The sequence below is a fragment of the Halorubrum rubrum genome (assembly GCF_024494685.1).
Classification (GTDB): domain Archaea; phylum Halobacteriota; class Halobacteria; order Halobacteriales; family Haloferacaceae; genus Halorubrum; species Halorubrum rubrum.
The window spans coordinates 181,423-204,396 of the sequence record NZ_JANHDM010000005.1 but is presented as its reverse complement, the minus strand read 5'-3'; the positions used below and the strand labels follow the sequence as shown (position 1 = coordinate 204,396).

Annotated in this window: 26 protein-coding genes; 14 read left to right on the top strand and 12 right to left on the bottom strand. The window is 70.1% G+C overall.

The window, feature by feature from the left end; all coding sequences use genetic code 11:
• The 3 genes from NO889_RS07775 to NO889_RS07765 form a co-directional block, all read left to right on the top strand.
• On the top strand, positions 1–205 hold a 205-nt coding region (locus tag NO889_RS07775), incomplete at its 5' end, for a hypothetical protein (RefSeq protein WP_256411721.1).
• Between the two features lie 23 nt (positions 206–228).
• Complete coding sequence (locus NO889_RS07770; protein ID WP_256411720.1) at positions 229–1,191, top strand: VOC family protein; 963 nt, start codon at positions 229–231, stop codon at positions 1,189–1,191.
• A 16-nt stretch (positions 1,192–1,207) separates the two neighbouring features.
• Positions 1,208–1,894 (top strand): alpha/beta hydrolase, encoded by a 687-nt coding sequence (locus NO889_RS07765; RefSeq protein WP_256411719.1) that lies wholly within the window; start codon positions 1,208–1,210, stop codon positions 1,892–1,894.
• On the opposite strand, the gene NO889_RS07760 is transcribed toward NO889_RS07765, so the two are convergent.
• Positions 1,884–2,726, bottom strand: coding sequence for an eIF2B alpha/beta/delta subunit family protein (locus NO889_RS07760; protein ID WP_256411718.1), 843 nt, complete (start codon positions 2,724–2,726; stop codon positions 1,884–1,886). The genes NO889_RS07765 and NO889_RS07760 overlap by 11 nt on opposite strands.
• Before the next feature lie 92 nt (positions 2,727–2,818).
• Between NO889_RS07760 and NO889_RS07755 the strand changes: the two genes are divergently transcribed.
• The 6 genes from NO889_RS07755 (at position 2,819) to NO889_RS07730 (ending at position 7,692) form a co-directional block, all read left to right on the top strand.
• Positions 2,819–4,057 (top strand): aminotransferase-like domain-containing protein, encoded by a 1,239-nt coding sequence (locus tag NO889_RS07755; protein ID WP_256411717.1) that lies wholly within the window; start codon positions 2,819–2,821, stop codon positions 4,055–4,057.
• Between the two features lie 59 nt (positions 4,058–4,116).
• Complete coding sequence (locus NO889_RS07750; RefSeq protein ID WP_256411716.1) at positions 4,117–4,530, top strand: DUF7969 family protein; 414 nt, start codon at positions 4,117–4,119, stop codon at positions 4,528–4,530.
• A 66-nt stretch (positions 4,531–4,596) separates the two neighbouring features.
• The gene (gene mch / locus NO889_RS07745) at positions 4,597–5,535 is read left to right on the top strand and encodes a methenyltetrahydromethanopterin cyclohydrolase (RefSeq protein WP_256411715.1); all 939 of its coding nucleotides are present in this window, start codon (positions 4,597–4,599) and stop codon (positions 5,533–5,535) included.
• Positions 5,535–6,080 (top strand): double winged helix-containing putative transcriptional regulator, encoded by a 546-nt coding sequence (locus NO889_RS07740; protein WP_256411714.1) that lies wholly within the window; start codon positions 5,535–5,537, stop codon positions 6,078–6,080. The genes mch and NO889_RS07740 overlap by 1 nt, the downstream gene beginning before the upstream one ends.
• Positions 6,081–6,115: 35 nt before the next feature.
• Positions 6,116–7,321 carry a potassium channel family protein gene (locus tag NO889_RS07735; protein WP_256411713.1) on the top strand — a complete coding sequence of 402 codons (1,206 nt, stop codon included), beginning with the start codon at positions 6,116–6,118 and terminating at the stop codon, positions 7,319–7,321.
• Positions 7,318–7,692, top strand: a complete 375-nt coding sequence (locus NO889_RS07730) for a nuclear transport factor 2 family protein (RefSeq protein ID WP_256411712.1) — start codon at positions 7,318–7,320, stop codon at positions 7,690–7,692. The genes NO889_RS07735 and NO889_RS07730 overlap by 4 nt, the downstream gene beginning before the upstream one ends.
• Positions 7,693–7,726: 34 nt before the next feature.
• Here the strand turns inward: NO889_RS07730 and arcS are convergent, their stop codons facing one another.
• Both arcS and NO889_RS07720 read right to left on the bottom strand, forming a co-directional pair.
• Positions 7,727–9,538, bottom strand: coding sequence for an archaeosine synthase subunit alpha (gene arcS, locus NO889_RS07725; RefSeq protein ID WP_256411711.1), 1,812 nt, complete (start codon positions 9,536–9,538; stop codon positions 7,727–7,729).
• A 141-nt stretch (positions 9,539–9,679) separates the two neighbouring features.
• On the bottom strand, positions 9,680–10,564 hold the full coding sequence (locus tag NO889_RS07720; RefSeq protein ID WP_256411710.1) for an ABC transporter substrate-binding protein: 885 nt from the start codon (positions 10,562–10,564) through the stop codon (positions 9,680–9,682).
• Positions 10,565–10,818: 254 nt separating this feature from the next.
• Between NO889_RS07720 and NO889_RS07715 the strand changes: the two genes are divergently transcribed.
• On the top strand, positions 10,819–11,307 hold the full coding sequence (locus tag NO889_RS07715) for a hypothetical protein (RefSeq protein WP_256411709.1): 489 nt from the start codon (positions 10,819–10,821) through the stop codon (positions 11,305–11,307).
• A gap of 48 nt (positions 11,308–11,355) precedes the next feature.
• Here the strand turns inward: NO889_RS07715 and NO889_RS07710 are convergent, their stop codons facing one another.
• The 3 genes from NO889_RS07710 to NO889_RS07700 form a co-directional block, all read right to left on the bottom strand.
• The gene (locus NO889_RS07710; RefSeq protein ID WP_256411708.1) at positions 11,356–11,796 is read right to left on the bottom strand and encodes a hypothetical protein; all 441 of its coding nucleotides are present in this window, start codon (positions 11,794–11,796) and stop codon (positions 11,356–11,358) included.
• A 116-nt stretch (positions 11,797–11,912) separates the two neighbouring features.
• Positions 11,913–12,959, bottom strand: coding sequence for a geranylfarnesyl diphosphate synthase (gene idsA3, locus NO889_RS07705; protein ID WP_256411707.1), 1,047 nt, complete (start codon positions 12,957–12,959; stop codon positions 11,913–11,915).
• Positions 12,956–14,308 (bottom strand): ribonuclease J, encoded by a 1,353-nt coding sequence (locus NO889_RS07700; protein WP_256411706.1) that lies wholly within the window; start codon positions 14,306–14,308, stop codon positions 12,956–12,958. The genes idsA3 and NO889_RS07700 overlap by 4 nt, the downstream gene beginning before the upstream one ends.
• Before the next feature lie 299 nt (positions 14,309–14,607).
• On the opposite strand from NO889_RS07700, the gene NO889_RS07695 reads away from it, so the two are divergent.
• The 3 genes from NO889_RS07695 (at position 14,608) to NO889_RS07685 (ending at position 16,231) form a co-directional block, all read left to right on the top strand.
• Positions 14,608–14,850, top strand: coding sequence for an LSM domain-containing protein (locus tag NO889_RS07695; RefSeq protein WP_256411705.1), 243 nt, complete (start codon positions 14,608–14,610; stop codon positions 14,848–14,850).
• The gene (locus NO889_RS07690; protein WP_080505266.1) at positions 14,847–15,023 is read left to right on the top strand and encodes a 50S ribosomal protein L37e; all 177 of its coding nucleotides are present in this window, start codon (positions 14,847–14,849) and stop codon (positions 15,021–15,023) included. The genes NO889_RS07695 and NO889_RS07690 overlap by 4 nt, the downstream gene beginning before the upstream one ends.
• Before the next feature lie 173 nt (positions 15,024–15,196).
• Positions 15,197–16,231, top strand: coding sequence for an LLM class flavin-dependent oxidoreductase (locus NO889_RS07685; RefSeq protein ID WP_256411704.1), 1,035 nt, complete (start codon positions 15,197–15,199; stop codon positions 16,229–16,231).
• A 378-nt stretch (positions 16,232–16,609) separates the two neighbouring features.
• Here the strand turns inward: NO889_RS07685 and NO889_RS07680 are convergent, their stop codons facing one another.
• The 4 genes from NO889_RS07680 to NO889_RS07665 form a co-directional block, all read right to left on the bottom strand.
• Positions 16,610–17,689: a deoxyhypusine synthase gene (locus tag NO889_RS07680; protein ID WP_256411703.1), complete on the bottom strand. Its 1,080-nt coding sequence runs from the start codon at positions 17,687–17,689 to the stop codon at positions 16,610–16,612.
• A 91-nt stretch (positions 17,690–17,780) separates the two neighbouring features.
• Complete coding sequence (locus tag NO889_RS07675) at positions 17,781–18,053, bottom strand: ubiquitin-like small modifier protein 1 (protein WP_256411702.1); 273 nt, start codon at positions 18,051–18,053, stop codon at positions 17,781–17,783.
• A 25-nt stretch (positions 18,054–18,078) separates the two neighbouring features.
• A complete protein-coding gene (locus NO889_RS07670; protein ID WP_256411701.1) occupies positions 18,079–19,389 on the bottom strand; it encodes a cation:proton antiporter regulatory subunit in 1,311 nt (436 codons plus the stop codon).
• Positions 19,386–20,681, bottom strand: coding sequence for a potassium channel family protein (locus NO889_RS07665; RefSeq protein ID WP_256411700.1), 1,296 nt, complete (start codon positions 20,679–20,681; stop codon positions 19,386–19,388). Before NO889_RS07665 ends, NO889_RS07670 begins: the two co-directional genes overlap by 4 nt.
• Before the next feature lie 130 nt (positions 20,682–20,811).
• Between NO889_RS07665 and NO889_RS07660 the strand changes: the two genes are divergently transcribed.
• Positions 20,812–21,978 (top strand): NAD-binding protein, encoded by a 1,167-nt coding sequence (locus tag NO889_RS07660; RefSeq protein WP_256411699.1) that lies wholly within the window; start codon positions 20,812–20,814, stop codon positions 21,976–21,978.
• Between the two features lie 4 nt (positions 21,979–21,982).
• On the opposite strand, the gene NO889_RS07655 is transcribed toward NO889_RS07660, so the two are convergent.
• Positions 21,983–22,618, bottom strand: coding sequence for a uracil-DNA glycosylase (locus tag NO889_RS07655; RefSeq protein WP_256411698.1), 636 nt, complete (start codon positions 22,616–22,618; stop codon positions 21,983–21,985).
• 77 nt (positions 22,619–22,695) lie between these two features.
• Positions 22,696–22,923, bottom strand: coding sequence for a helix-turn-helix domain-containing protein (locus NO889_RS07650; protein ID WP_256411697.1), 228 nt, complete (start codon positions 22,921–22,923; stop codon positions 22,696–22,698).
• Positions 22,924–22,974: the final 51 nt, after the last annotated feature.

The following is a 22,974-nucleotide window of genomic DNA, read 5'->3' as shown; positions in this document are numbered from 1 at the left end:
TATCTTCACGCGAAAATACTTCTTGATCGCGTGCTTTCGCAACCACGCGGTCGAGCATCTTCGAATCACCAATTCAACCATGCTCGGCCGCATTCTTCACGCTAAGGTTGACACCCTTTGTCAGGCGGTGAACATCGGCTCCCGGTTCCGGAACCGAACTCCCTCGCGGCCGGGACGTGCGGTCCGGCGGGCGACACCGATATGATCCCTCGCGTCGAACCGTCGAGCGTGACCACACAGACGCCGGGCATCCACCACGTGACGGGGATCGTCGGCGACGCCGGGGCGAGCGTCGACTTCTACGCGGGGACGCTCGGACTCCGGCTGCTCCGGACGACGGTGAACTACGAGGACCGCCTCCAGCACCACCTCTACTTCGGGACCGGCGAGGGACGCCCCGGATCGGTCCTCACCGTCTTTCCCGACCCGACGGGCGCGCCGGGGCGCCCCGGCAAGCCGGGATACGAGTCGGTCTCGCTCGCGATCCCCTCCGGATCGCTCGACCACTGGCGCGATCGGCTGGCGGATCGCGGAATCGACGCGGACCGACTCCGCCCCGACGAGCGCTTCGGCGACCGCGGACTCCGTCTCTCGGACCCTGCGGGGACGACGGTCGAACTCGTCGCGAGCGGCGACGCGGGCGACCCGTGGACCGGGGGACCGGTTCCGGAGCGGGCCGCGATCCGGGGCGTCTACGGCGCGGCCGCGACGCCGACGGACCCGTACGGTGCCGCGGGCGTCCTCGAGACGCTCGGCTTCGAGTACGAGGCGGAGACGGACGACCGGATCCGGTACCGCGCGCCGGGCGGTCGGGCGACCGCCGTCGACCTCCTCGTCCGGGACGCGCCGTACCTCCGCGAGGGTCCCGGAACGCTCCACCACGTCGCGGTGCGGATGCCGGACCGCGAGGCGCTCCTCGGCTGGCACGACCTGTTTCGCGAGCGGGGATACGAGGTCTCCCGCGTGAAGGACCGGCACTTCTTCCACTCGCTGTACGTCCGCGGCCCCGGCGGGCTCCTCGTGGAGCTCGCGACCGAGGAGCCGACCCCGGACGGCCCGCGCGGACCGGGCCTCGCCGACCCCGAGGCGGACGGCCACGCGACCGACCTCTACCTCCCGGACCGGTTCGCCGAGGATCGGGACCTGATCGAGGGGCAGCTGCCGCGGATCGAGTCGCCGAGTCGGCGGTGACCCGAGCGTCGTCGGCATGACCCGGACGCTACCCGACGTCGAGGGCCCGCACGCCGACGCCCGGCTCGTCGTCGGGGGCGCGCCCGCCGCGGCGGCGGAAGTCGCGGTCGTCCTCCTCCACGGCCGCGGGGGGACCGCCGAGGGGATCGTGCGGCTGGCGGACGAGTTCTACCGGCCGGGCGTGACCCTTCTCGCGCCCGCGGCCCGCCGGTCGACCTGGTTCCCGGCGGGCCACGACGCCCCGGTCGCCGCCAACGAGCCCGCTCTGTCCTCGGCGGTCGACTGCGTCGCCGGCGCGGTCGCGGCCGCGGGCGACGTGGGGATCCCTCCCGAGCGGACGCTCCTCGTCGGCGTCTCGCAGGGCGGGTGCGTCCTCGCGGCGTTCCTGTGTCGCCGACCGCGGCGGTTCGGCGGGGCCGTCGTCGCCTCGGCGGCGTTGCCGGGCGAGGACCTCGAGACGCGGCGGGTCGCGGGGGTCGACGGCGACCGCGACGCCAGCACCCCGCTCGCCGAAACGCCGGTGTCGCTCGACTCGAGCGAGGCGGATCCGCACGTCCCGCCGGCTCGGGTCCGCGAGACGGCTCGGGTCCTCGGAGCGGGCGGCGCGGCCGTCGACGTTCGGATCGGTCCCGGATCGGGTCACGGGCTCTCGGAGGCGACGATCGGGCGGATCGGTGACCGGATCGACGCGCTCACTCCCTGACGCCGTCGTCGGTGATCACGGTGTCGATCATTCCGACGGGGGTCGCGTCGTAGCTGGGGTTCTCGATCTCGACGTCCTCGACCGGCTCGCGCATCACCTCCACGGCGTCGCGGAACTCGTTCTCGAACCGGAACTCCTCGATCGTCTTGGCGCCGGAACCGACCGCGGTGACGGGGACGCCGAGCTCGCGGGCGGTCACGACGAGCGGGAAGGTCCCGACCCGGTTGTAGTAGGTGCCGCCGGTGATACACGTGATCCCGAGCAGGACGCGGTCGCAGTCGCGGAGGGCGTAGCCCATCGCGCCGTCGACGACCATCCGCGCGTCGACGCGGTCCATCCCGGCGAGCGCGCGCGCGGTCTTCCGGCCGAGCGTCCGCGGGCGCGCCTCGGTCACGTACACCGTCAGGTGCGCGCCGTCGCTCGCGGCGGTCTCGATGGACTCGAGGACGGTCGTGGAGTAGTCGTGGACGAGAAGCGTGTCGCCGTCGACGATCCGCTCCGCGGCGTTGGCCGCGGCGGCCGCCTTCGAGGTCTCGACGTCCTCGACGACGCGGTCGATCACGTCCTCCAAGAGCTGTTTCGCGCCCTCGACCGTGGTCGGCTCGCCGACGATCGACCGCTCGACCTCGCGCATCGCGTTGTGGAGCGCGGCGTGGGAGGGATTCGACCGCCGTAACACGCCCGCGTTGTGTTCGAGGTCGCGCTCGAACTCGTCGACGGTGACGTACTCGCGGTCGAGCAGTTCCGCGAGCGACTCCGTCGCCTTCACGGCCACCGCGGAGGTGCTGTGGGTCCGCATCGCCCGGATCTCGGCGACCGTCTCGTCGATCATGTCCGGAGAGTCGACGCCGCGGTTAAAAGGGATTGCGGGGTTTCGTTCCTCCGCCAGCAGGCTTATATCGGTGAGCGGACGTGTGATCGATCATGAGCGAGAGCGACGAATCCGACGGGTACGAGCGACTCTTCGCCGATCCCGTCCGAGAAACGATGGACGGTGCCGCCTACGGGACGTGGCGAGCGATCACGGCCCCCGACGCGGTGTCGCTCGCGTTCGGGTTCCCGTATCCCGACGCGCTGCCGAACGGGAAGGTCAACGAGGCGGTCGACGCCCTTCTCGAGATCGATCACGAGGACGCGCTCCAGTACGCGGGCGGCGACTACGCGGACGCGATAACGGAGACCGTGGTCGAACGGACGCACGCCCGCGGGATCGAGTGTACCGAGGCGGAGGTTCACGTGACGAACGGCGCGACGCACGCGCTCGACACGGTCGCACAGACCTTCCTCGACCCCGGCGACACCATCGCGGTCGAAGCGCCGACGTACATGGGCGCGCTGCGGCTGTTTCGCAACTACGGCGTCGACGTCGAGGGGTACGCCATGGACGAGAACGGCCTCGACGTCGACGCGTTCGCGGCCGACCTCGCGGCCCGCGAGGAGGCGGGCGACCCGCTGCCGAAGTTCCTGTACACGGTCCCCGACTTCCAGAACCCGACCGGGGTGACGCTGTCGACGGACCGCCGGGAGCGACTCCTCGAGTTGGCCGAGACGTACGACTTCCTGATCGTCGAGGACGACCCGTACGGACAGCTCCGGTACGACGGCACCACCCCGGAGCCGCTCAAGTCGCTCGACGAGGACGGCCGCGTCGTCCGGGTCGACACCTTCTCGAAGACGATCGCGCCCGGCATCCGGACGGGCTGGGTCGTCGCCGACGAGGCGATCGTCCGGGAGCTCGACCGGATCAACGCGGGCGGCGAGAACGTGTTCACGCTCGGGCTGATCGCCCGCTACTGCGAGGCGACCGACTTCGAGGCGGACCTCGAGGACCTGCGCGCGGGCTACCGTGAGCGCCGCGACCGCATGCTCGACGCGCTCGACTCGCGGATGCCGGCGGGCGTGGAGTGGAGCGAGCCCGCGGGCGGCTTCTTCCTCTGGGTCGAGTTCCCCGAGGGGATCGACGCCGAGGAGCTGCTCGAGACGGCGGCCGAGGAGGGCGTCACGTACCTCCCCGGCTCGTACTTCTTCCACGACGACCGGGGGAGCCGGTACGCGCGGCTCTCGTTCAGCTACGTCACCCCCGAGGAGATCGAGGACGGGATCGCGGCGCTCGCGCGGGCGACGCGGGCGGCGCTGCCGGCGGTCGAGGCGTCCGACGACTGACGCTCCGCTCTGTTATCCGCCGTCGACGGGTGTTTACCGGCTCCGACCGTACTCGACGTATGGGCTACCCCGTCACCTACCACTGCCCGCGCTGTGAGACGATCGTCGAGATCGAACGCGAGGGCTACCTCGCGGACAAGGCGGTGCGGCCGTACCCCTTCGAAGGGTGGGAGTACGCCGACCCCGACGAGCCGTTCGAGGGCGACGCCGCCGACGGCGTCCGGTTCGTCTGCGGCGAGAGCGACGGGGTCGTCTGGGACCCGCACGGGGACGGGGTCGAGAGCGCGAGCGATGACGACGCCGACTCGTCGCCGGCGGCCGACGGCTGCGGCGAGCCCTTCTACCTCTCGTTCGTCCGCTACGAGGGGGGAGAAGAGATCGACCCGCGCGCCGAAAGCGAGTTCGTGACGATCGACCCGCGCCGGCGACCCTCCGGGCCGGCGGGACCGGGCGGGCCGGGCGGGTCCCGGTGACGTTCCCGCCCCGGTCTCGCGGCCGCGACCGGCAAGCCCCTTAGGCGGGGGCCCGAAAGGGAACGTATGGAGAGCATCAACCGGACCGCGATCGAGCTCGTCGACGAGGCGCTCGACTTCGCGGGCGAGCTCGACGTGGCGGGGTACGAGTTGGAGAACGGGGCGACCGTCGTCGACTTCGGCGTCGACGCCAACGGCGGGGTCGAGGCCGGCCTGCTTCTGGCCGAGATCCAGACCGCCGGGCTGGCGAGCGTGAACACCCGGATGGGCGAGGTCGCCGACGCGCCCCGCGGGTACGTCGAGCTGTCGACGGACCACCCCGCGGTCGCGCTGCTGTGTTCACAGAAGGCGGGCTGGGAGCTGGCGTTCGAAAGCGGGTTCGAGGGGCTCGGCTCCGGGCCCGCTCGCGCGCTCGTCGGGCAGGAGACGGAGTTCGAGCGCGTCGGCTACTACGACTCCTCGGAGTTCGCCACCCTCGCGATCGAGTCGACGACGCTGCCCGACGAGGAGGTCGCCGAACACGTCGCCGACCTCGCCGAGGTCGACCCCGAGGGCGTCTTCCTTCCGACGTACGCCACCGGCTCGACGGCCGGATCGGTCGCGACCGCGGCTCGCGCGGCCGAGCTCGCCGTCTTCAGGCTGCTCGAGATCGGCTACGAGCCGACCGACGTGCTCCACGCCTCGGGGACCGCGCCGATCGCGCCCGTCACCCGCGACGAGGACCTCGCGATGGGGCGCACGAACGACGCGTTAGCGTACGGCGGGGAGGTCCACCTCCAGGTCGCGCGCGACGACGACCGGTTCGGCGAGATCGTCTCCACCGTTCGCGACGACTACGGCACCCCCTTCGTGGAGGTGTTCGAGGACGCCGACTGGGACTTCTACGAGGTGCCGGAGAGCGTCTTCGCGCCGGCGAAGGTCACCGTCGACGTGGTCGACGGCCCCGTCTACGCGGTCGGCGAGACCGACGAGACGCTGCTCGCGGAGTCGTTCGGCTACCGCTGATGCGGATCAAGCCGGTCCCCGAGCCGCCCGCGGACCTCGCCGAACTCGCCGCGTTCCAGCGGGCGGTCCCGCTCGTTCCGGGCAGCACCGACGACTGCTGTGCGCGTCTGCGCGACCGCCGCGACCTCCCGAACCGCCAGCGCGCGAACGACTGGCTCGCGTTCCTCCGAACGCTCGGTCTCGCACGCGAGACGCCGCGAGGGTTCGTTCGCACCGACGCGGAGCCGACGCCGGAGTCGGTTCGGAACGGGCTTCGCGAGGGCGTCCTGTTCGTCCCCGAGGCGCTCTCGCTGTTGCGGGCGGCGTCGCCGACGGAGCCGGTGACCGCGGGGACGCTCCTTTCGGCGACCCGCGGGTCGGTCCCGCGGCACGACCGCGCGCGTGACCCGGAGTGGGAGCGGTCCTGGCGCGACCGCGCCGGCCGGCTCCTCCGGTGGCTCGCGCTCGTCGATCTGGCCGCGCCGGTCGAGGCGGACGACTCGGGGGCCGTGGACGACGAGGCCGAGCGGGGATACGTCGCCGGCGACGCCCTCGTGGACGCGTAACAAGCCTTTTGCCCGGAGCCGGAGACGGGATCGGTATGGGACGATTCGACGGGCGGCGGTCGCGGGAGGCGGTGTCCTACCGGCCCGCGAGCGTGAAGGATCTCCTCGTGGAGATGAAGGACACGGCGGAGCTCCTCATCGACCTGTCGTACTCGGCGGTGCTTCACGCCAGCCCGTCGGTCGCACGCGAGGTCGTCGAGCTCGAACACCGGATGGACGTCCTCCAGATGCGCGCCCGGATGAGCCTCATGCTCGCGGCGCGCAAGCCGAGCGAGGCGGAGACGCTCGCGCCCGTGCTCGGGGTCGTCGCCGCCGCCGACAAGGTGTCCGACGCCGCCGGCGACATCGCGAGGATCGTGATCGAGGAGATCGGGCTCCCGGACGCGATGCGCGGCGCGCTCACCGAGGGCGTCGAGACGCTCGTCCGCGGCACCGTCGCCGACGACTCGCCCTACGAGGGTCGGACGCTGAAGGAGATCGACCTGGAGTCCGAGACGGGCGTTCGGGTCATCGCCATCCGCCGGGACGACGACTGGATACTCAATCCCGGTCCGAGGACCCGGTTGAACCGCGGCGACGTGACGCTGCTCCGTGGGCCCGAAACCGGCGTCGCGGAGGCGTATCCGAGACTGACCGGCGAGGCGTTCGAGGCGGACGAGCCCGTCGAGCCCGCGATCGACGACCTCGAGCGCGCGGTCGACTCGATCGTGTTGATGAAGAACCTCTCCGAGCTCGCGGTCGATCTGGCCTACGGCTCCGTGCTCTTCGACAACGAGGAGCTCGCCGAGGAGGTGTACAACCTGGAGATCGAGGTCGACGCGCTCCAGTCGCGATTCGAGGCGTGGACGCTGCGGGCGGCGAAGGCGGCCGAGGATCCCGTCACGCTCCGGGGACTCATCCACCTCGGGGTCGCGACCGAGGAGATCTCCGACGCCGCCCTCGAGATCACCGAGGGAGTGATGCGCGACATCGGCGTCCACCCCGTCGTCGAGATGGCGGTCAAGGAGTCCGACGAGATCATCACCCGCACGCGGGTCGAGCGCGGGAGCGAGCTCGCCGGCACGCGGATCGAGTCCGGCGTCCCCGCGACCGAGATCGCCACGAGCGTGCTCGCGATCCGCCGCCCGGACGAGGGGTGGCTCGTCGGCCCCGACCTCGACACGACCGTCCGCGCCGGCGACGTGATCATCGCGAAGGGGACGCGAACCTCCGCCGCGGAGTTCGCGGAGCTGGCGACGTGACCTCGGCGATCCGTCCCGTCCGGGGCTACTACGAGGCGATAGACGCCGGCGACTACGACCGGCTCGCCGCCTTCCTCGACCCGGAGTTCGTCCACGATCGACCCGATCGCACGCTCGCGGGACGCGACCGGTTCGTCGCGTTCATGCGCGACGAGCGGCCGATGACCGACACCGAACACGTCGTCGACGCGATCTACGAGAGCGATCTCAGCAGCGGCGACGGTTCGGAGCCCGCCGGGTCCACCGGCGTGGCCGTCCAAGGGAGACTCCTCGACGCGGACGGCGACGAGCTGTTCGCGTTCGTCGACGTCTTCGACGTCGAGGACGGGCGGCTGACCGCGCTGCGGACGTACGTCCGGACGGACGGGTAGTGCCCGAACTCTCGTCCGACCGCGGCGCAGTCGCCTACTTTTCGTCGACGTGACGCACCGCGCTGGCGACGCCGCGGGTCGATTCGACCATCTCCGGGCCGGACATCTCCGCGCGGCCGACCGCGAACGCCCTCGGCCCCTCGATCACGACCTCGTCGCCGACTCGGATCCCGTCGTCGGCGTCGACGACGCCCGGCGCGAGCACGGAGCCGTGCGGCACGAAGGCGTCGATCTCGACCCGTTTCGTCGGGGCGTCGCTCTCGACCCACCGGCGCGCGCCGGCGAGGGTGAACGAGAGGGTGCCGTACTGCGGGACCATCGTCGCGAGCTGCTCGCCGGGCTCGCCCTCGCGGCCGGCGTCGGGGTCGTTCCCCCACACCTGGAGTTTGGGATAGCGGCCCGTCGTGCGGATGCCGGCTCCTCCGGCGCTCCCGCCGGAGCCGAAGAGGTCGTCGCCCGCGCCGTCGCCGAGCAGGTAGTCGGCGATCGCCCGCACCGTGTTGTGCTCCCGCTCGCGTTTGCTGTATGCGGGTTCACCCGAAAGCGCCGCGTTCAGCTCCCCGAGCGACTCGTCGGTCGTCGGGTGGTCGACGCAGGTGTACTCGAAAGCGGCGTCGATCTCGGGGCCGGCCTCGACGCGCTCACAGACCTCGCGGTAGCCGTCGGCGGGGACGTGGGCGACGACCCGCGAGTAGTCGTTTCGAGTCAGATACCGGCGGAGCACCTCGGCGACGAAGCCGATCTCGTCCTCGCTCCAGTCGCCGGTCACGACGGCGTCGTAGTGTTGGGCGGGGTAGGTCGTCTCCAGCTCCTGGGGAACGACGCCGATCGGCGAGGTCATCGAGACGGTGTGGCCGCGCCACTTCACCGCGTCGTGGAACTGGCGGTGGCTCTGGGAGTCGCTGTACGGCTTCGTCGCCGAGCAGGGGACCAACACCAGCGGCTGGTCGACGAATCGATTGCGGTAGCGGCTCGTGACCCGGTCGGCGAACCGCCGGATTTCGACGCGGTCGAGCGTCTCGGCGCTCGCGGCCGTCACCTCGGCGTCGCGCATCAGCGGCGTCCGCTCCTCGAGGTACGCCCACTGGTCGTCGAACTCGCGGAACGCGGCGGTGAGCCACTGCTCGTGGCGCGCCTGACCCTCGACGTAGTCGCGGAGCCGTCCAGCCCGGATCCGCTCGCGGACGCGGCGCAGTTCGGCCTCGAGGGCGTTCACGTTGTGCTCGGCGCAGTCCGCGCGGGTGAACTCCCCGCGGGGCGTCGCGCAGGCCGGACAGGCACAGGGAAGCTCCTCGAGGTCCTCGAGGAAGTGTTCCGCGTCGGCGGTGAGGTACATCCCCTGTGTCCCCTTCGTCCGCGCGAGCGAGCCGTCGACGAGGTCGACGCCGGCGTACGCGAGGAGGGCGACGTTCAGCGGCGTGGCGACGCCCGAGAGGAGGAGGGCGGTGTCGGCCGGCAGCGCCGCCCTCGCCGACAGGATCGCGTCGCGGAACGCCTCGCCGTGGCCGACGAAGCCGGGGGCGTCCGCGAGGACGTACGCGTCCGCTCCCACGTCGCGCGGGGCCGTCCCGTCGACGACCGCCGCGGTCGGCGCGTCGACCGCGGGGTGATCGACCCGGAACGACTCGCGAACCTCCTCGCGGGTCCCCGCCGGGAACGATCGGTGCGGCAACACGGTGAGTGACGCCTCGTCGCCCTCCGGCACCTCGCGGTCGGCGGTCCAGAGGCTGCCCGCGTCGACGAGGAAGGGATCCGCGGTCGCCGGCGTGGTCACCGGATCGGCGAGCCGAAGCTCCCCGATCCGGGCCGCACCGTCGCGTTCGAGGACCTCGAAGTGGTCGGTCATACGTCCCCTCGCCGGGGGACGCTCAACTCTCTTGTGTTCCACGTTCGAACGCCACCCCCGCCGCCGACGCCGTCCGTCCCGATCGGTCTCGTCGACCCGCCGATCGGGGGAGATCGTGGACCGCTCGGTCCCGCGGGACCGCTATCCGCGCCAATCGCTCGGGACGTACTGCCCGAACGCCGGGTCGGACGAGCGCGCGAGCGGACGGAACGCGCGTTCGCCGGCCACCCGGAAGGTCTCGATTCGTGACTGTCCCGGACCGGTGAGATACCCGACGTAGGACATCGCGAGCGGGTACGCGACGTCGTGACGGGCGGGGTTGACCGGAATGACGGCGTACTCGTTCCGGAGCAGTGGTGGCGGGTCGTCGATTCCGGAGTCGACGTGACGAGCGAGGTCGCCGTCGATACTCACGGCGAGGAAGGTTCCACGGTCAGTAAGCGTGTAGGCGTTCGTTCGCTCGGCGGCGATCAGCGTATCGCCCATTCCCTGCCCGGTTTCGAGATACCACTCGCCGGATGGATTGATGCCTGCCTCCTCCCAGATGTGCCGCTCCCGAACGTGTGTTCCCGACCGATCACCCCGCGAAACGAACGTCGCTTCCGTCTCCGCGATCGCCCGAAACACCGAGACCGGATCCCTTCCGGCCGCGCCTGCCGGGTCAGTCGACGGGCCGACGATCAAGAAGTCGTTGACCATCACCCTCCGTCGGTTGATCCCGTACCCGTCCGTGAGGAACTCGTCCTCCAGCGGGCGGGCGTGGACGAGCACTACGTCGCAGTCGCCGTCCCTGGCGATGCGGAGCGAGGCACCCGTCCCGCGTACGACCACCTCGACGGCCGTCCCGAACCGTTCGGCAAACTGACGGTTCAGGACATCCAGCAGGCCGCTATCGTACGCCGTCGTGGCTGTGGCAATCGTTACCGTGTCAGTGTCGGGCCCGCTCTCCTCGGTCCGACTCGTACACCCAACCACCGAGGAGGCACCGCCGAGACCGAGCACCTGCATGTACCGTCGACGGCGCATGCCTGACGTTGTCGGATACGGCTACATAATCCTAGCGAGTAACTTTCTTTAGTTACGAAAACGCGACGTTCCTTCCTCCCGACGGCTCCGTGGCGCCGCTCCGTCGATCGGCCCGACCGGTCCGGCTCCGAGGTGGCTCTTCGTGAAGTCGCGCCCTCTAATCAGCGAGACTGTTGAAACCCGTTATCTGTTGAACCTTCCAGCGAGGTCAAGACAGCAGAATACGTTTGAACGATCCATTACGATCCCCGTTCATGGGTGACGATGGGGCCGACGGCGACGAGCTACAGTTCCTATCCGAGAGATACCAACAACTGAGCGAAAACCAGATGCAGAACAACCAGATCATCCACACGACGTTCTACATCAGCGTCGTCTTCTTTGGCGCGATGGTGGGAGTGATCCCTACGATCGAAACCCAACCCTCTCGGGTGGGACTGTACGGGTTTTCGGTGGGGGTTTTCTTGGCCCTCCTCTTGTGGACGAGAACCTACATCAACCGAAGGGTGAACGAGGAGAAGATCAACGAGGTACTGACGGCTCTGAATCAAGAGAACCGAACGCTAGGTGGGATCGCGTCGCCTGAGAGATACTTCCCCGACCCGGGCGATCAACGCCAGGACTTCTGGACGAAGCGACGAGGCCGCTTTGGGCTCAAGGAGATCATGCTACAGTCCTACTACTTCGGGTTGGCCGTGATCGCCGTCCTGATCGCTCTCGTCGACCTATCGATCGTGGGATGAGTCGTCTCCCGTCCCGATCGATCTCACCCGACGTATCGACGGAGACGCTCAGTCGTCCGGCATCGATTCGCTCGCGTTTCGAACGTACTCCTCACGCGTTCGCATGTCGGCGTAGAGGTCCGAAACCACGTGAACGTAGCCCGACGCGGCGGTCACGAACGCCAGGTACGCGTCGACGGACCACACGAGGACGGTCAGCGTAGCGAAAAGGAGCATGTGACTGAACAGTCGCTGATCGCGCCACAGGTCTCCCGGCGCGAATATCGCCTTCTGGTCGACGAGCATTCGAGCCGGGCGACGCAGACACCGACGGACGTTCCTCCAATCGCCCAGGTTGAGCCGGGCGATCAGGAAGTGATCGATGTCGATCGCGACGCCGAGAACGACAACGTACGACCAGACCAGTAGCGGGTGAAACGGGTCGGGAGCGACGAACGCAAGGGGAATCCCGACCGCGGCGGAGACGAGCGCGTGGTTTCGAGAGTACATCCGTGGTGTCCGATATCGAGGAGTAATTCACCGACGGTTCGTCGGCAACCGATCGGAGCAGGGGCGGGCTGACCGGTACGCGGGCGACGGAACGACACCGACCCCGACCGGTCGTCTCAGTAGCCGCGGGTGATGAGGTAGTCCGCGAGGTCCTCCAACAGCGCCCGCGACTCGCTTTCGGGTAACACCTGGAGGTGCTCCTTCGAGCGGGCGGTGAGGTCCTCGGCGGTCCCGCGGGCGTACTCGATCGAGCCGGCCTCCTCGAGGACGGCCACCGCCTCGTCGACCTCCGCCTCGGTCACCTCGGCCGGCGTCTCGGCGTCGACGAGGCCGTCGACGTCGACGCCTTCCTGACGGGCGTGAAGCGTGATGAGCGTCTCCTTGCCCTCGACGAGGTCCGAGCCGCGCTGCTTGCCCAGGTCCTCGGAGGGGACCGTGAGATCGAGCACGTCGTCCTGGATCTGGAACGCTCGACCGGAGTCGATCCCGTACCGGTAGAGCGCGTCGGCGACCTCGTCGTCCGCGCCGAGCAGGACCGCCGCGGTCGAGGCCGCGGCCCCGTACAACACGGCTGTCTTCAGCTCGACCATCTCGAGGTACTCCTCGGGAAGGATGTCGTCGCGGGACTCGAAGGCGACGTCGAGGGCCTGTCCCTCGCAGATCTCCGTACACGTCGACGCGAGCAGCCGCATCGCCTCGAGCCCGTCGGCCGGGTCCGCTCCCGTCTCGCTCATGATCTCGAACGCCTTCGAGTACAGCGTGTCGCCGGCGAGGATCGCCGTCGACACGTCGTACTGCTCGTGGACGGCGGGGACGCCGCGGCGAAGGTCGTCCTCGTCCATGATGTCGTCGTGGATCAGCGTGAACGACTGGATCACCTCGATCGAGACGGCCGCGCGCATGACGTCGACGGGCTCGCCGTCGAGCGCGTCGAACGCGCGAAAGTCGGCGCTCATCGGCTCGACGCCCGTGACGGCCTCGGCCGCCAGCGTCGTCACCGTCGGTCGGAGCCGCTTGCCGCCCGCCTCGAGGATGTATCGGGACGCCTCGTAGAGCCGTTCCGGGCGCTGTACGGGTAACTCCTCGTCGATAGCGGCGTTGACCAGATCGCGCCGCTCGCGGATGGCGTCGAGCACCCGCGCCTCCGTCGTCTCGGTCGTCATTCGACGAGCTGGACGGTGTTGCCGTTCTGCGTGACGTGGAGGTCACGACCGAGCTTGTACCCCTGCGACTTCGCGAGGTCGACGTACGGCGAGCGACCCTTGAGGTCCTGGTGGCCGGGAATGACGTTCTGCGGCTGGAGGGTGTCCAGCATCTCGTAGTGGCCCTCCTCGCGGAGGTGGCCGGAGACGTGGATGTCGTCGAAGATGCGCGCGCCCTGCATCCGGAGCAGCTGCTCGGACTGGTAGCGCTGGCCCTCGTTGGTCGGCTCGGGGATGATCCCCGCGCTGAAGACGACCTTGTCGCCGTCCTCCAGCTCGTAGGGCGTCTCGCCGCGGCCCATCCGGGTCAACATCGCGCGCGGCTCGCCCTGGTGGCCCGTCACGATGGGGAGGAAGTTGCCCTTCCCCTCCTTCATGATGCGCTTGAACGCGCGGTCGACGGACTTCCGGTGGCCGTACATGCCGACGTCGCCCTGGAAGTCGACGAAGTCGAGCCGTTCGGCGGTGCCGGAGTACTTCTCCATCGAGCGACCGAGCAGCACGGGCTGGCGACCGATCTCGCGGGCGAACTCGACGAGCGACTTCACGCGGGCGATGTGCGAGGAGAACGTCGTGGCGACGATCCCGCCGGAGTAGTCCTCGACCGAGTTGAGGGTGTCGTGGAGGTGTTTCCGCGCGACCGACTCGGATGGCGTGCGGCCCTTTCGGCCCGCGTTCGTACAGTCCTCGATGTAACAGAGGACGCCCCCGTCTTGGCGGCCGATCTCGGCGAATCGGTCCATGTCGATCGGGTCGCCGATGACCGGTGTGTGGTCCATCCGCTTGTCGAGCCCGTAGACGATCGCGCCCTCGGGCGTGTGGAGGACCGGGTTGATCGCGTCGATGATCGAGTGGGTGACGTTAACGAACTCCATCTCGACCTGCTCGGAGTCGCCGATGGCCATCGTGCCGCCCGCCTCCATCTTCACGAGGTCGTTGTCGACCTGGAACTTCCCCTCGTCGGAGATCTGCTGTTTGACGAGTTCGATCGTGTACGGGGAGCCGACGACCGGCGCGTCATACCGGTGGGCGAGCTTCGGGATCGCCGCGATGTGGTCGAGGTGGCCGTGCGTCGGGACGATCGCCTGGACGTCGCCCTCCAGGTCGCTCATGATCCGGTCGTCCGGGATCGCGCCCATGTCGATCAGGTCGAGGCTGTGCATCTTCTCGGTCTCCACGTTGTCGTGGATGAGGACCTTACTGAGGTTCAGGCCCATGTCGAAGATGACGATGTCCTCGCCCGCACGGACCGCCGTCATCTGTCGACCGACCTCTTCGTATCCGCCGATTGTCGCGATTTCGATTTCCATGGTGTGTGTCTTCGAGCGCCGTCCTCCGGCGCCCTATCACTGATTCCCCGCAAAGGAGCCGTCAGCCCCGGCGTCTAACCGCGTGTCGGTGAAGGCCCCGCTACGGCCGAGCCGCCGTCGGCTCACCGTGTCCCGCGGGAGTGTGGTGTTCGCCGATACACCGTGGCGTGTTAAAAACGTCCGGGTTCGACGGCGTGACGCGGGAACGAAGCGGGCGTGTGGCTGTCATCCCCTCGCGTTGCCTCGAAGGTGGCCGCCTCCCGATATTTTTAATAGTGCGACGGGAGGCGGTAGGGACAATGAGTGGACGACCCCTCGACGTGCTCGAAGCGTCGCTCGAGGACCCCGTGACGGTACACCTCAAGGACGGCACGACGTACTACGGCATCCTGGCCGGCTACGACCAGCACATGAACGTCGTCATCGAACCCGAGGCGGGCGTGAGCGACCGCGTCGACGACGATCTCGACGGAGAGTTCGCCGTCGCGATCGAAGACACAACGATTATACGCGGCGATAACGTCGTTTCCATCAAAGCATGACCGGCTCCGGTACGCCCTCTCAAGGCAAAAAGAACAAGACGGTTCACGTGAAGTGCCGCCGCTGTGGCGAGAAGTCCTACCACCTCACGAAGGAGCGGTGCTCCTCGTGCGGCTTCGGGAAGTCCGCGAAGCGCCGCGACTACGCCTGGCAGTCGAAGGCCGGCGACAACTGACGTCTCGCGGTTTCTCCGTCTCGATCCCGAGCTGACAGCCGCCGCTCGGTCTCGACCTCCGCCGCCGTCCCCGATCGTCCACCGACATCGTCCGGGATCGGGTTCCGTCCGGGATCGCCAGACGAATCCGCCGCGAGCCCAACCGTTAACGGCGGGACCCACCGAGCCCGGACATGGACCTCTCCATCGTCGACCTCTCGCCGGTCCCGCGCGGCGGGACCGCCGCCGACGCCTACGCGAACACCGTCGAGGCCGCGGTACGGGCCGAACGGCTCGGCTACTCGCGGTTCTGGGTCGCCGAACACCACGGGATGGGCGACCGCCTCGCGGGAACGACGCCGGAGGTGCTCCTCGGACGGCTCGCGGGCGCGACCGAGTCGATCCGGATCGGGAGCGGGGCGGTGCTGCTCAACCACTACTCGCCGTTCAAGGTGGCCGAGTCGTTCGGCGTCCTCGACGGGCTGGCACCCGGCCGCGTCGACCTCGGGATGGGGCGCGCGAACGGCTCGCCGGCGGCCGATCGCGCGCTCGGCACCGACCGCGGCGTCGAGAACCCCGACGAGAACCACCGCGAGCGGATCACCGCGGTCGTGAACCACCTCCGCGACGCCTACCCCGCCGACCATCCCTATTCGGACCTCTCGGTGCCGGGCTCCGACGCCGGCCCCGCGACCCCGTGGGTGCTGGGGTCGAGCCCGGCGAGCGGCGCGATCGCTGGAGAGTTGGGGCTCCGCTACTGTTTCGCGGGGTTCATCCGTCCGGGGTTCGCCGAGCGCGCGTTCGCCGAGTACCGCGAGTCGTTCGACCCGGATGGATCGCCCGCGAGTCTCGACGAGCCGCGGGGGACCGTCGCGGTCAACGCGGTCGCGGCCGAGACGGACGAGGCGGCGGCCCGGCGGCGCGCCCCCGCGGAGGCGACGTTCCGCCGGATGCGACGCGGCGAACTCGGAGACGAGACGCCGACCGTCGAGGAGGCGATCGCCGAGCTCGGCGGCGCGCCGGACCCGACGCCCGCGACGCTCGATCCCGACGAGTGGCCGCGGTCGATCTCGGGCGGGCCGGAGACGATCGCGGGGGTCCTCGAGCAGTTAGCCGACCGCGTCGGCGTCGACGAGGTCATGATCCAGCACACGGTGCCGGACCACGGGGACGCCCTGGAGTCGCACGCGCTGCTCGCCGAGGCGACGGATCTGGACTCGCGGGCATAGATCGACTCCGGCGAGGTAGCTGCTCTCGACCCCGCGAACGCTCTTCGAGAAGCTGTCGAGAACGGATCGGTGACGAACTTCCAAAGCCCCAGCCGCGAGGAGACCGTACGCTCGCTGCGCTCCTCGTCACTCGCTCCGCTCGTTCCTGCGGTACTTGCGTCGCCTACGGTCTCCTCGCGGCTGCCCCTTTGAGTCCCGCCCCGCACGACACCGCACGGCACCTCACGCCTCCCCAGCCTCGCGGTTCGCGCTCTTCGAGCGCTCACCGCGTCCCTCGCGCGGTGCCGTTCGCGGCCGCCCCCGGCGGCCGCTCACGGGCACGCGCCACGGCAGATCGATTTATAAATAGGACGTAGTACGCATCGCGGCCGCGGCCCGCTACTCCACGCGCTCGCGGGCGGCAGCGACGAGCAGCGGCAGCATCACCGTCGCGTCGCCGTAGACGGAGGCGTTTCGCGCGTCCGTCTCGAGTTTCCCCCACGAGCGCGCCTCCTCTAAGGTCGCCCCCGAGAGCCCGCCGGTCGCCTCCGGGTCTATCGTGACCTGGACCGCGTAGTCGTACGCCCGCGGCGTGACGAGCATCGTCTGGAGGGTGAAGTTCTTCGGGACCCCGCCGCCGACGAGCAGGCAGCCCGCGTCGTCGGCGTCGAACGCGAGGTCGGTCAGGTCGGTCATGTCGGCGAGCGCGTCGAGGGTGAAGTCGGCCGTCTGGGCGTACATCCACGCCTGAAGGCCCAACACGGAGTCTTGAACCGCCGGACAGTAGACTGGCACGTCCGACTCGTAGGCGGCGGCGGCGACGCCCGCGTCCTCGGCGACGCCCTCGCGCTCGTTCACTTCGGCGTTCGCCCGGCCGAGTTCGGCACAGAGATCCGCGATCGACGCCGCACCCTCGCCCTCGAGCGCCGGAAACACCTCCTCGCGGAGGTGCCCCTCGAACTCGGCGAAGTGCTCCTGTGGCAGATAGACGTTGTAGATGCGGTCGACGCCCTCCTCGCGGAGGGTCTCGTCGTGCTCGCGGAGGCTCTTCTCGGGGTCGTGCGTGCGGCCGTGGTGGTGTTTCCCGCCGATCGCCTCGATCGCGTCGTGGGTGAGGTTCGCGCCCGTCGTCACCAGCGCGTCGACGTAGCCGTCGCGGATCAGTTCCGAGACGATCCGGCGCATCCCGGCGGGGACCATCGCGCCCGCGAGCGAGAGGAAGACCGTACAGTCGTCGTTCCCGAACATCTCCGCGAGCACGTCGCCCGCCTCGTGGACGTCGGCCGCGCCGATCCCGGCCTCGCCGTACGTCTCGAGGAGCTCCCCGACGGTCATCCCCGCGCCGACGCGCGCGTGCCCGACCGGGTCGTCGTCGAACTCCTCGCGGTGGGGATGGTCGTCGTGGCCGTCGACGCCCGCCTCGTGACCGTCCGCGTCGCCACCGTGGTCGTCCACGTCCGCCTCGGGGTCGTCGCTCATGTCCGCCACTGCGACGCGCGACCGTTTGAAACGACCGATCGGTCCGCCGCGAGCGCGACCGATCGGGGTTCGCCATCAGCCGAGGATCGCCCTACCCGCCGCTCACCGGCGGGAACAACGCGAGCTCGTCGTCGGCGTCGAGGACCGTCTCCATCCCCTCCTCGTGGTGGACGTTGCTCCCGTTGCGGAGCACGTTGATGTGGTCCGCCACCTCGCCGTCCTCGAGCACGCGGTCGCGAAGCCCCGGATGCGCCTCGAGGAGGGCCTCGAACGCGTCTCCGACCGTGTCGCCCGGTTCGGCGTCGACCGCGACGACGCGGTCGCCAGCGATCTCCGCGAGGTCCGCGAACAGCTTCCACTCCATACGCCATCCCCGCGGGGACGCGTCATTAGCGTTGTGTCACGTCCCCGCCCGTCGAGCCGCTCTCGGCGTCCACCGCGTCGCCGGCGTCGGCGGTGGAGTCCGGCCCGCCGCCGTCGCCGCCCTCCCCGTCACTCTCCCCCTCGACGCGTTTCGCCTCCGCCTCGAACCGCCGGATCGCGTCGGGCCGACCGACGAGGAACGCGGTGTCGCCGGCCGCGAACACGTACGCACGTCGGGGGATCGGCTGGACCGATCCCTCGACGGGGCGGACCGCGGCGACGACCGCGCTCACCTCGCCGACGGTCGTGCCGACGAGTTCGCCGCCGTCCTCGACGGTGACCGTCGCCATCGTCTCGTCGGCGTTGCGGAGCAGCGAGGCGAACTCGCGGTCCGCCTGCGGCTCCGCCGGGAGCGTCACCAGCCGGTAGCCGCCCTCGGGGGAGAGCGTCTCCGCGTCCGACTCGTCGAGCGCGACCGTGGCGGCGTCGCCGGCGACGCCCCGAAGCTCCCCGGTCGCGACGCGCTCCGCCTCGGGCTCCGTCCGCCATATCTGGACCATGTCGCCGGCGGTCGCGTTGTTCGGCGGGTCCGCGGAGAGCGCGACCGCGACCCGGCCGGGCGCGAGCGTTGGGCCGATCCCGGTCACCCGCGAGCCGACCGCGAAGTACTCGAGCGCGCCGTCCTGGTCGACGTCGACGTCGACGTAGCCGACCCCGTAGTCCGTCTTCACCCGCTCGACGAGCCGCTCGCGGAGCTGTTCGACCGTGAGGCCGCGGGCGAATATCAGCGTCCGCTCGGCCATCTCGGCCTTCTTTTCTGCGGTGACCGGCTCGTAGGTGTCCATGTCCTCGATCTCGTCGGCGGCCGGCAGCGTCACGGGCGTCATCCGGCCAACGCTCCTGACGAACCGGCTCATCTCCCCCTCGATCCCCTTCATGCCCGACAGCGCGAAGACGTCGACGGCGAGCCGGTCTCCCGCGTACCTGCCCGCCGGGGCGACGACGGCCGCGAGCGCGAGCGCGGCCACGTTGAAGACGACGGTCTCGACGGTGAGCAGCTCCGCGGTCTCCGCGCTGACGAGCGCCCCGAGCGACGTGGTGTTGAGGTACAGCGCGACGATCGAGACGCCGAGCAGGACCGCGACGCCCTCCGGGATCGGCGACCGGAAGTACCACCGATAGACGAGCGCGCCCGACGCCGAGACGACCACGGCGAGGACCGCGAACGTGACGAGCGTGATCGCCGCCACGCGCGGGTCCGCGAAGTTCACCCCGGTCGCGGCCGCCGCCCCCGAGACGCCGAAAACGCCGAAGAGACCGGAGACGGTCGCCGTCACGCCGCCACCTCCCCGAACCGGTCGAGCGCCTCGCGGGTACCGACGACGAACAGCTCGTCGCCCGCGGAGAGCGGCTGGTTCCCGCCCGGCGCGACGGTCCACTCCGCGTCGTGCCGCGCCGCGAGCACCGCGACGTCGTACGCCTCTCGGACGCCGATCTCGCCGATGGTGTGGCCGTCCAGCGCCCCGCCGGCGACGACCGTCACCTTCCGGAACCGCTTGCCAGCTCGGCGCAACAGCGTCGTCAGCTCGAACTCCCGGCGCGTCCCCCGCGAACACACGAGGACCCGCCCGCGACCGGCCCGCAACAGCGGGCCCGCCTCCGAGCGGTCGACCGCGACGGTCACGCGACCCTCGCCGCCGGTCGTGGTCCCCGTCGTCGGGGGGGCAGCCGGCGTCGCCGCCGGCTCGCCGCCGTCCGTTCGGGGATCCCCTCCCCGCCCGTTCTCGGGGGGCGGGTCCGCGTCAGGGTCGTCGCCCCCCGCCGCGGACGCGGTCGATCCGACGCCGCTCCCCTCGGCGGGTTTCCCGCCCGACTTCGCCGCCAAGAGCGTTCCCTCGACCGTGAGGTCGGACGTGACGACCCTCACGACGTCGCCGCGGGCGAGCCCGGTCGGCACGAGCGCCGGGACCGATACGGCCCGTTTCCCCTTCGGGACGCGCTTTGAGAGCCCGCCGGTCGGCGGGGCCGCCGCCACCGTCGCCCGCGCCTCCTCGTCGATCCGGACGCTCACGTCGACGAGCTCGAGCTCCGTCTTCAGCCGCTCGGCGAACCGCGTCTCCAGCTCCCCGAGCGGCACGTCCGCGGGGAACGTCCACTCGCCCTCGGCGATCGCCCGCCGGGTCTCCGCGGGCAGCGGCGGGTATCCCTCCATGTCGCCGACCTCGCCGGCGACGGCGACGCGGACCTGCCCCCGTCCGCCGACGAGCTCGACGACGTCGCTCGAGAGGGTGCGCTCGCGGAGCTTCCGGAAGGAGACGCGCTTGGGAACGTCAGCGCCGAGCTTGTCGCCCTGCGCGTGCGCGTACAGCGAGAGCATCAACACGACGAGGATCGCCGTGAGGATCGCCGGCGCGCGGTCGGAGCTGCGGATCGTCTCGTCGTTCAACGCGAGCAGCCCGCCGTTCACCCCCGCGATCGCCAGCGCGAGCGCCACGACCCCGAGTCCGGGGATCGTCACGCCGGTGAAGTACTTGAAGATGAACCCCAACACGCCGGCGATCAGCGCGGGGATGATCCCCGTGAGGACCCCCAGGTAGATGCCGAACAGGATCTCGACGGGCAGCGTCATACCCGGACAATTCCCGGAGCGGTTAAACCAGTACCGCCGGCGGCACGGCCGCCGCCGGCCGCTTCGATCGATGCCGGTCCCTCCCGCCGTCCACGGGGGGTTTAAGTTCGGTGTCGGCCACCGGGTGCCTATGGAGCGGACTCGCGAGTGGGCCTCGGTGCGGGCCTCGGTGGTCCTGACGTTCGCCGTGGCGCTGTTATCCATCGTCGTCGGGCTGCTCCACATCAGCGGCTTCAGCGTTCAAGGCCCCCTATCGCCGTACATTCCCGAACTCGTCCGGCGGACCGTCGGCTTCACCGGGACGATCACCGGCTTCGCGATGCTCGGGAGCGGGTTCGCGCTCAGGCGGGGATACCGCGTCGGCTGGCACTCCACCGCGGTCCTGCTCCCGCTGACCGCGGTTCAGGGGCTGCTCCAGGTGTCCGTCTTCTCGCTGCCGCTCGTCGTGCTCTCGCTCGTCTCCGTCCCCGCGCTCGTGATGAACCGGGGACGGTTCGACCGCGAGTTCACTCCCTCGCCGACGCAGCTCGCCGCGGCGGCGGCACTCGCGGCCGCCATCTCGTACGGGACCGTCGGCTCCTACGCGCTCCGCGACGAGTTCGCCGGCGTCGACACCATCGTCGACGCGTTCTACTTCACCGTCGTCACCGCCTCGACGGTCGGCTACGGCGACGTGACGCCGGACACCGGGATCGCCAAGCTGTTCGTGCTCTCCGCGCTCGTCATGAACGTCGCCGCCTTCGCGGTCGCGCTCGGGGTCCTCCTCACGCCCGCCATCGAGGCGCAGCTCTCCAAGGCGCTCGGAAAGATGACAGAGAAACAGTTCGACCTCCTCGACGGCCACGTCCTCGTGTTGGGAACCGGGGACCTGACGGAACCGATACTCGAAGAACTCGCGAAGCGGGGCGGCGTCGAACACGCCGTCGTGACGACCGACGAGACGGTCGCGCGGCGGCTCGACGAGCGCTCGATACCGGTGCTCACCGCGGACCCGAGCGACGTGGAGCCGCTCCACCGCGCCCACGTCGAGGACGCCCGCGCCGTCGTGGTCGCGACCGACGACGACGCCCGCGACGCGCTCGCGATCCTCACCGCCCGCCAGCTCAACCCCGACGTCCGGATCGTCGCGGCCGCGACCCAGCGGGAGAACATCGACAAGCTCCGGCGGGCCGGCGCGGACCAGGTCATCTCGCCGGCGACGCTCGGCGGACACATCCTCATCGACTGCGCGTTCGGCGAGAACGGCGACTCGATCGGGCGGATAGCGGACGACGCGTTCGACTCGGAAGGAGAGTAGCGGCTCAGCGGCTCCGCCGACCCTTCGTCTGGCGGTAGTCCCGGCTCAACACGTTCTCGCGCATGTGTTCCACGAACGCGGCCGCCTCCTCGTCGGACATCGAGTCCGGCTCGCGCATCGGGACGATCTCGAAGCCGCGGCCGCGGATCGTCGTCGCGTGCTCGGCCTCGACGTCGAAGGAGTCGGGCCGCCGGGTCGTGTACGCGACCGCCAGCTCGCGGAGCGCCCGGTCGCCGACGGCCACGATGATCTGCGGGTTGATCATCCGTATCTCCGCGTTGAGGAAGGGCTCGCAGGTCGCCACCTCCTCGTCGGTCGGCTCCCGCTCCGGATGCCGACAGCGCGTGAGGTTCGTGAAGAAGACGTTCTGTACGTCCGGCTCGGCCGCGTCCGCCGGCGATCTGACGAAGCCGAGGTCGGCGAAGATCGACTGGACGCGCTCGCCGCCGCCCTCGCCGGTCAAGGGGATCCCGTTCCGCTCTGCGGCCGCCGTGGGCCGTTCGCCGACGACGAGGAACTCCGCGCCCACGTCGCCGTAGCCGTGGACCACCCGGTCGCGGCGGTCACACAGCTCGGGACAGTTCTCGCAGTCGGGGTCCATCCCGAACGGGTTCGCGAACTCCTCCTGGGTTGCGTCCACGGCCGTGCTGGGGCGCTCGACGACCTAAAGTCTGGGATGTCGCGAGCGGATCGCGACCGCCGGCGGTCCGCGCCGACTCAGGCCGGCGTGTAGGCGTCGCCGTCGCGGGCGACCATGTCCTGTTTGCGCAGCGTCTTCAGGATGCTGTACAGCGACATCTTCTTCATGCCGAGCGAGTCGCCCATCTCCGCGACCGTCGCGTGCCCGTTGGTCGTCAGATAGAGGTACACCAGCTTCGCGCGCGGCGACTGTAGCTCCGGCGGGAGCGCGGGTGCCGCCGCGTACGCCGTCTCCGTCTCTAACATCTTACTCTGGGCCACGTATTCGACGATAATAAATCCCCAGTTCAACGATCG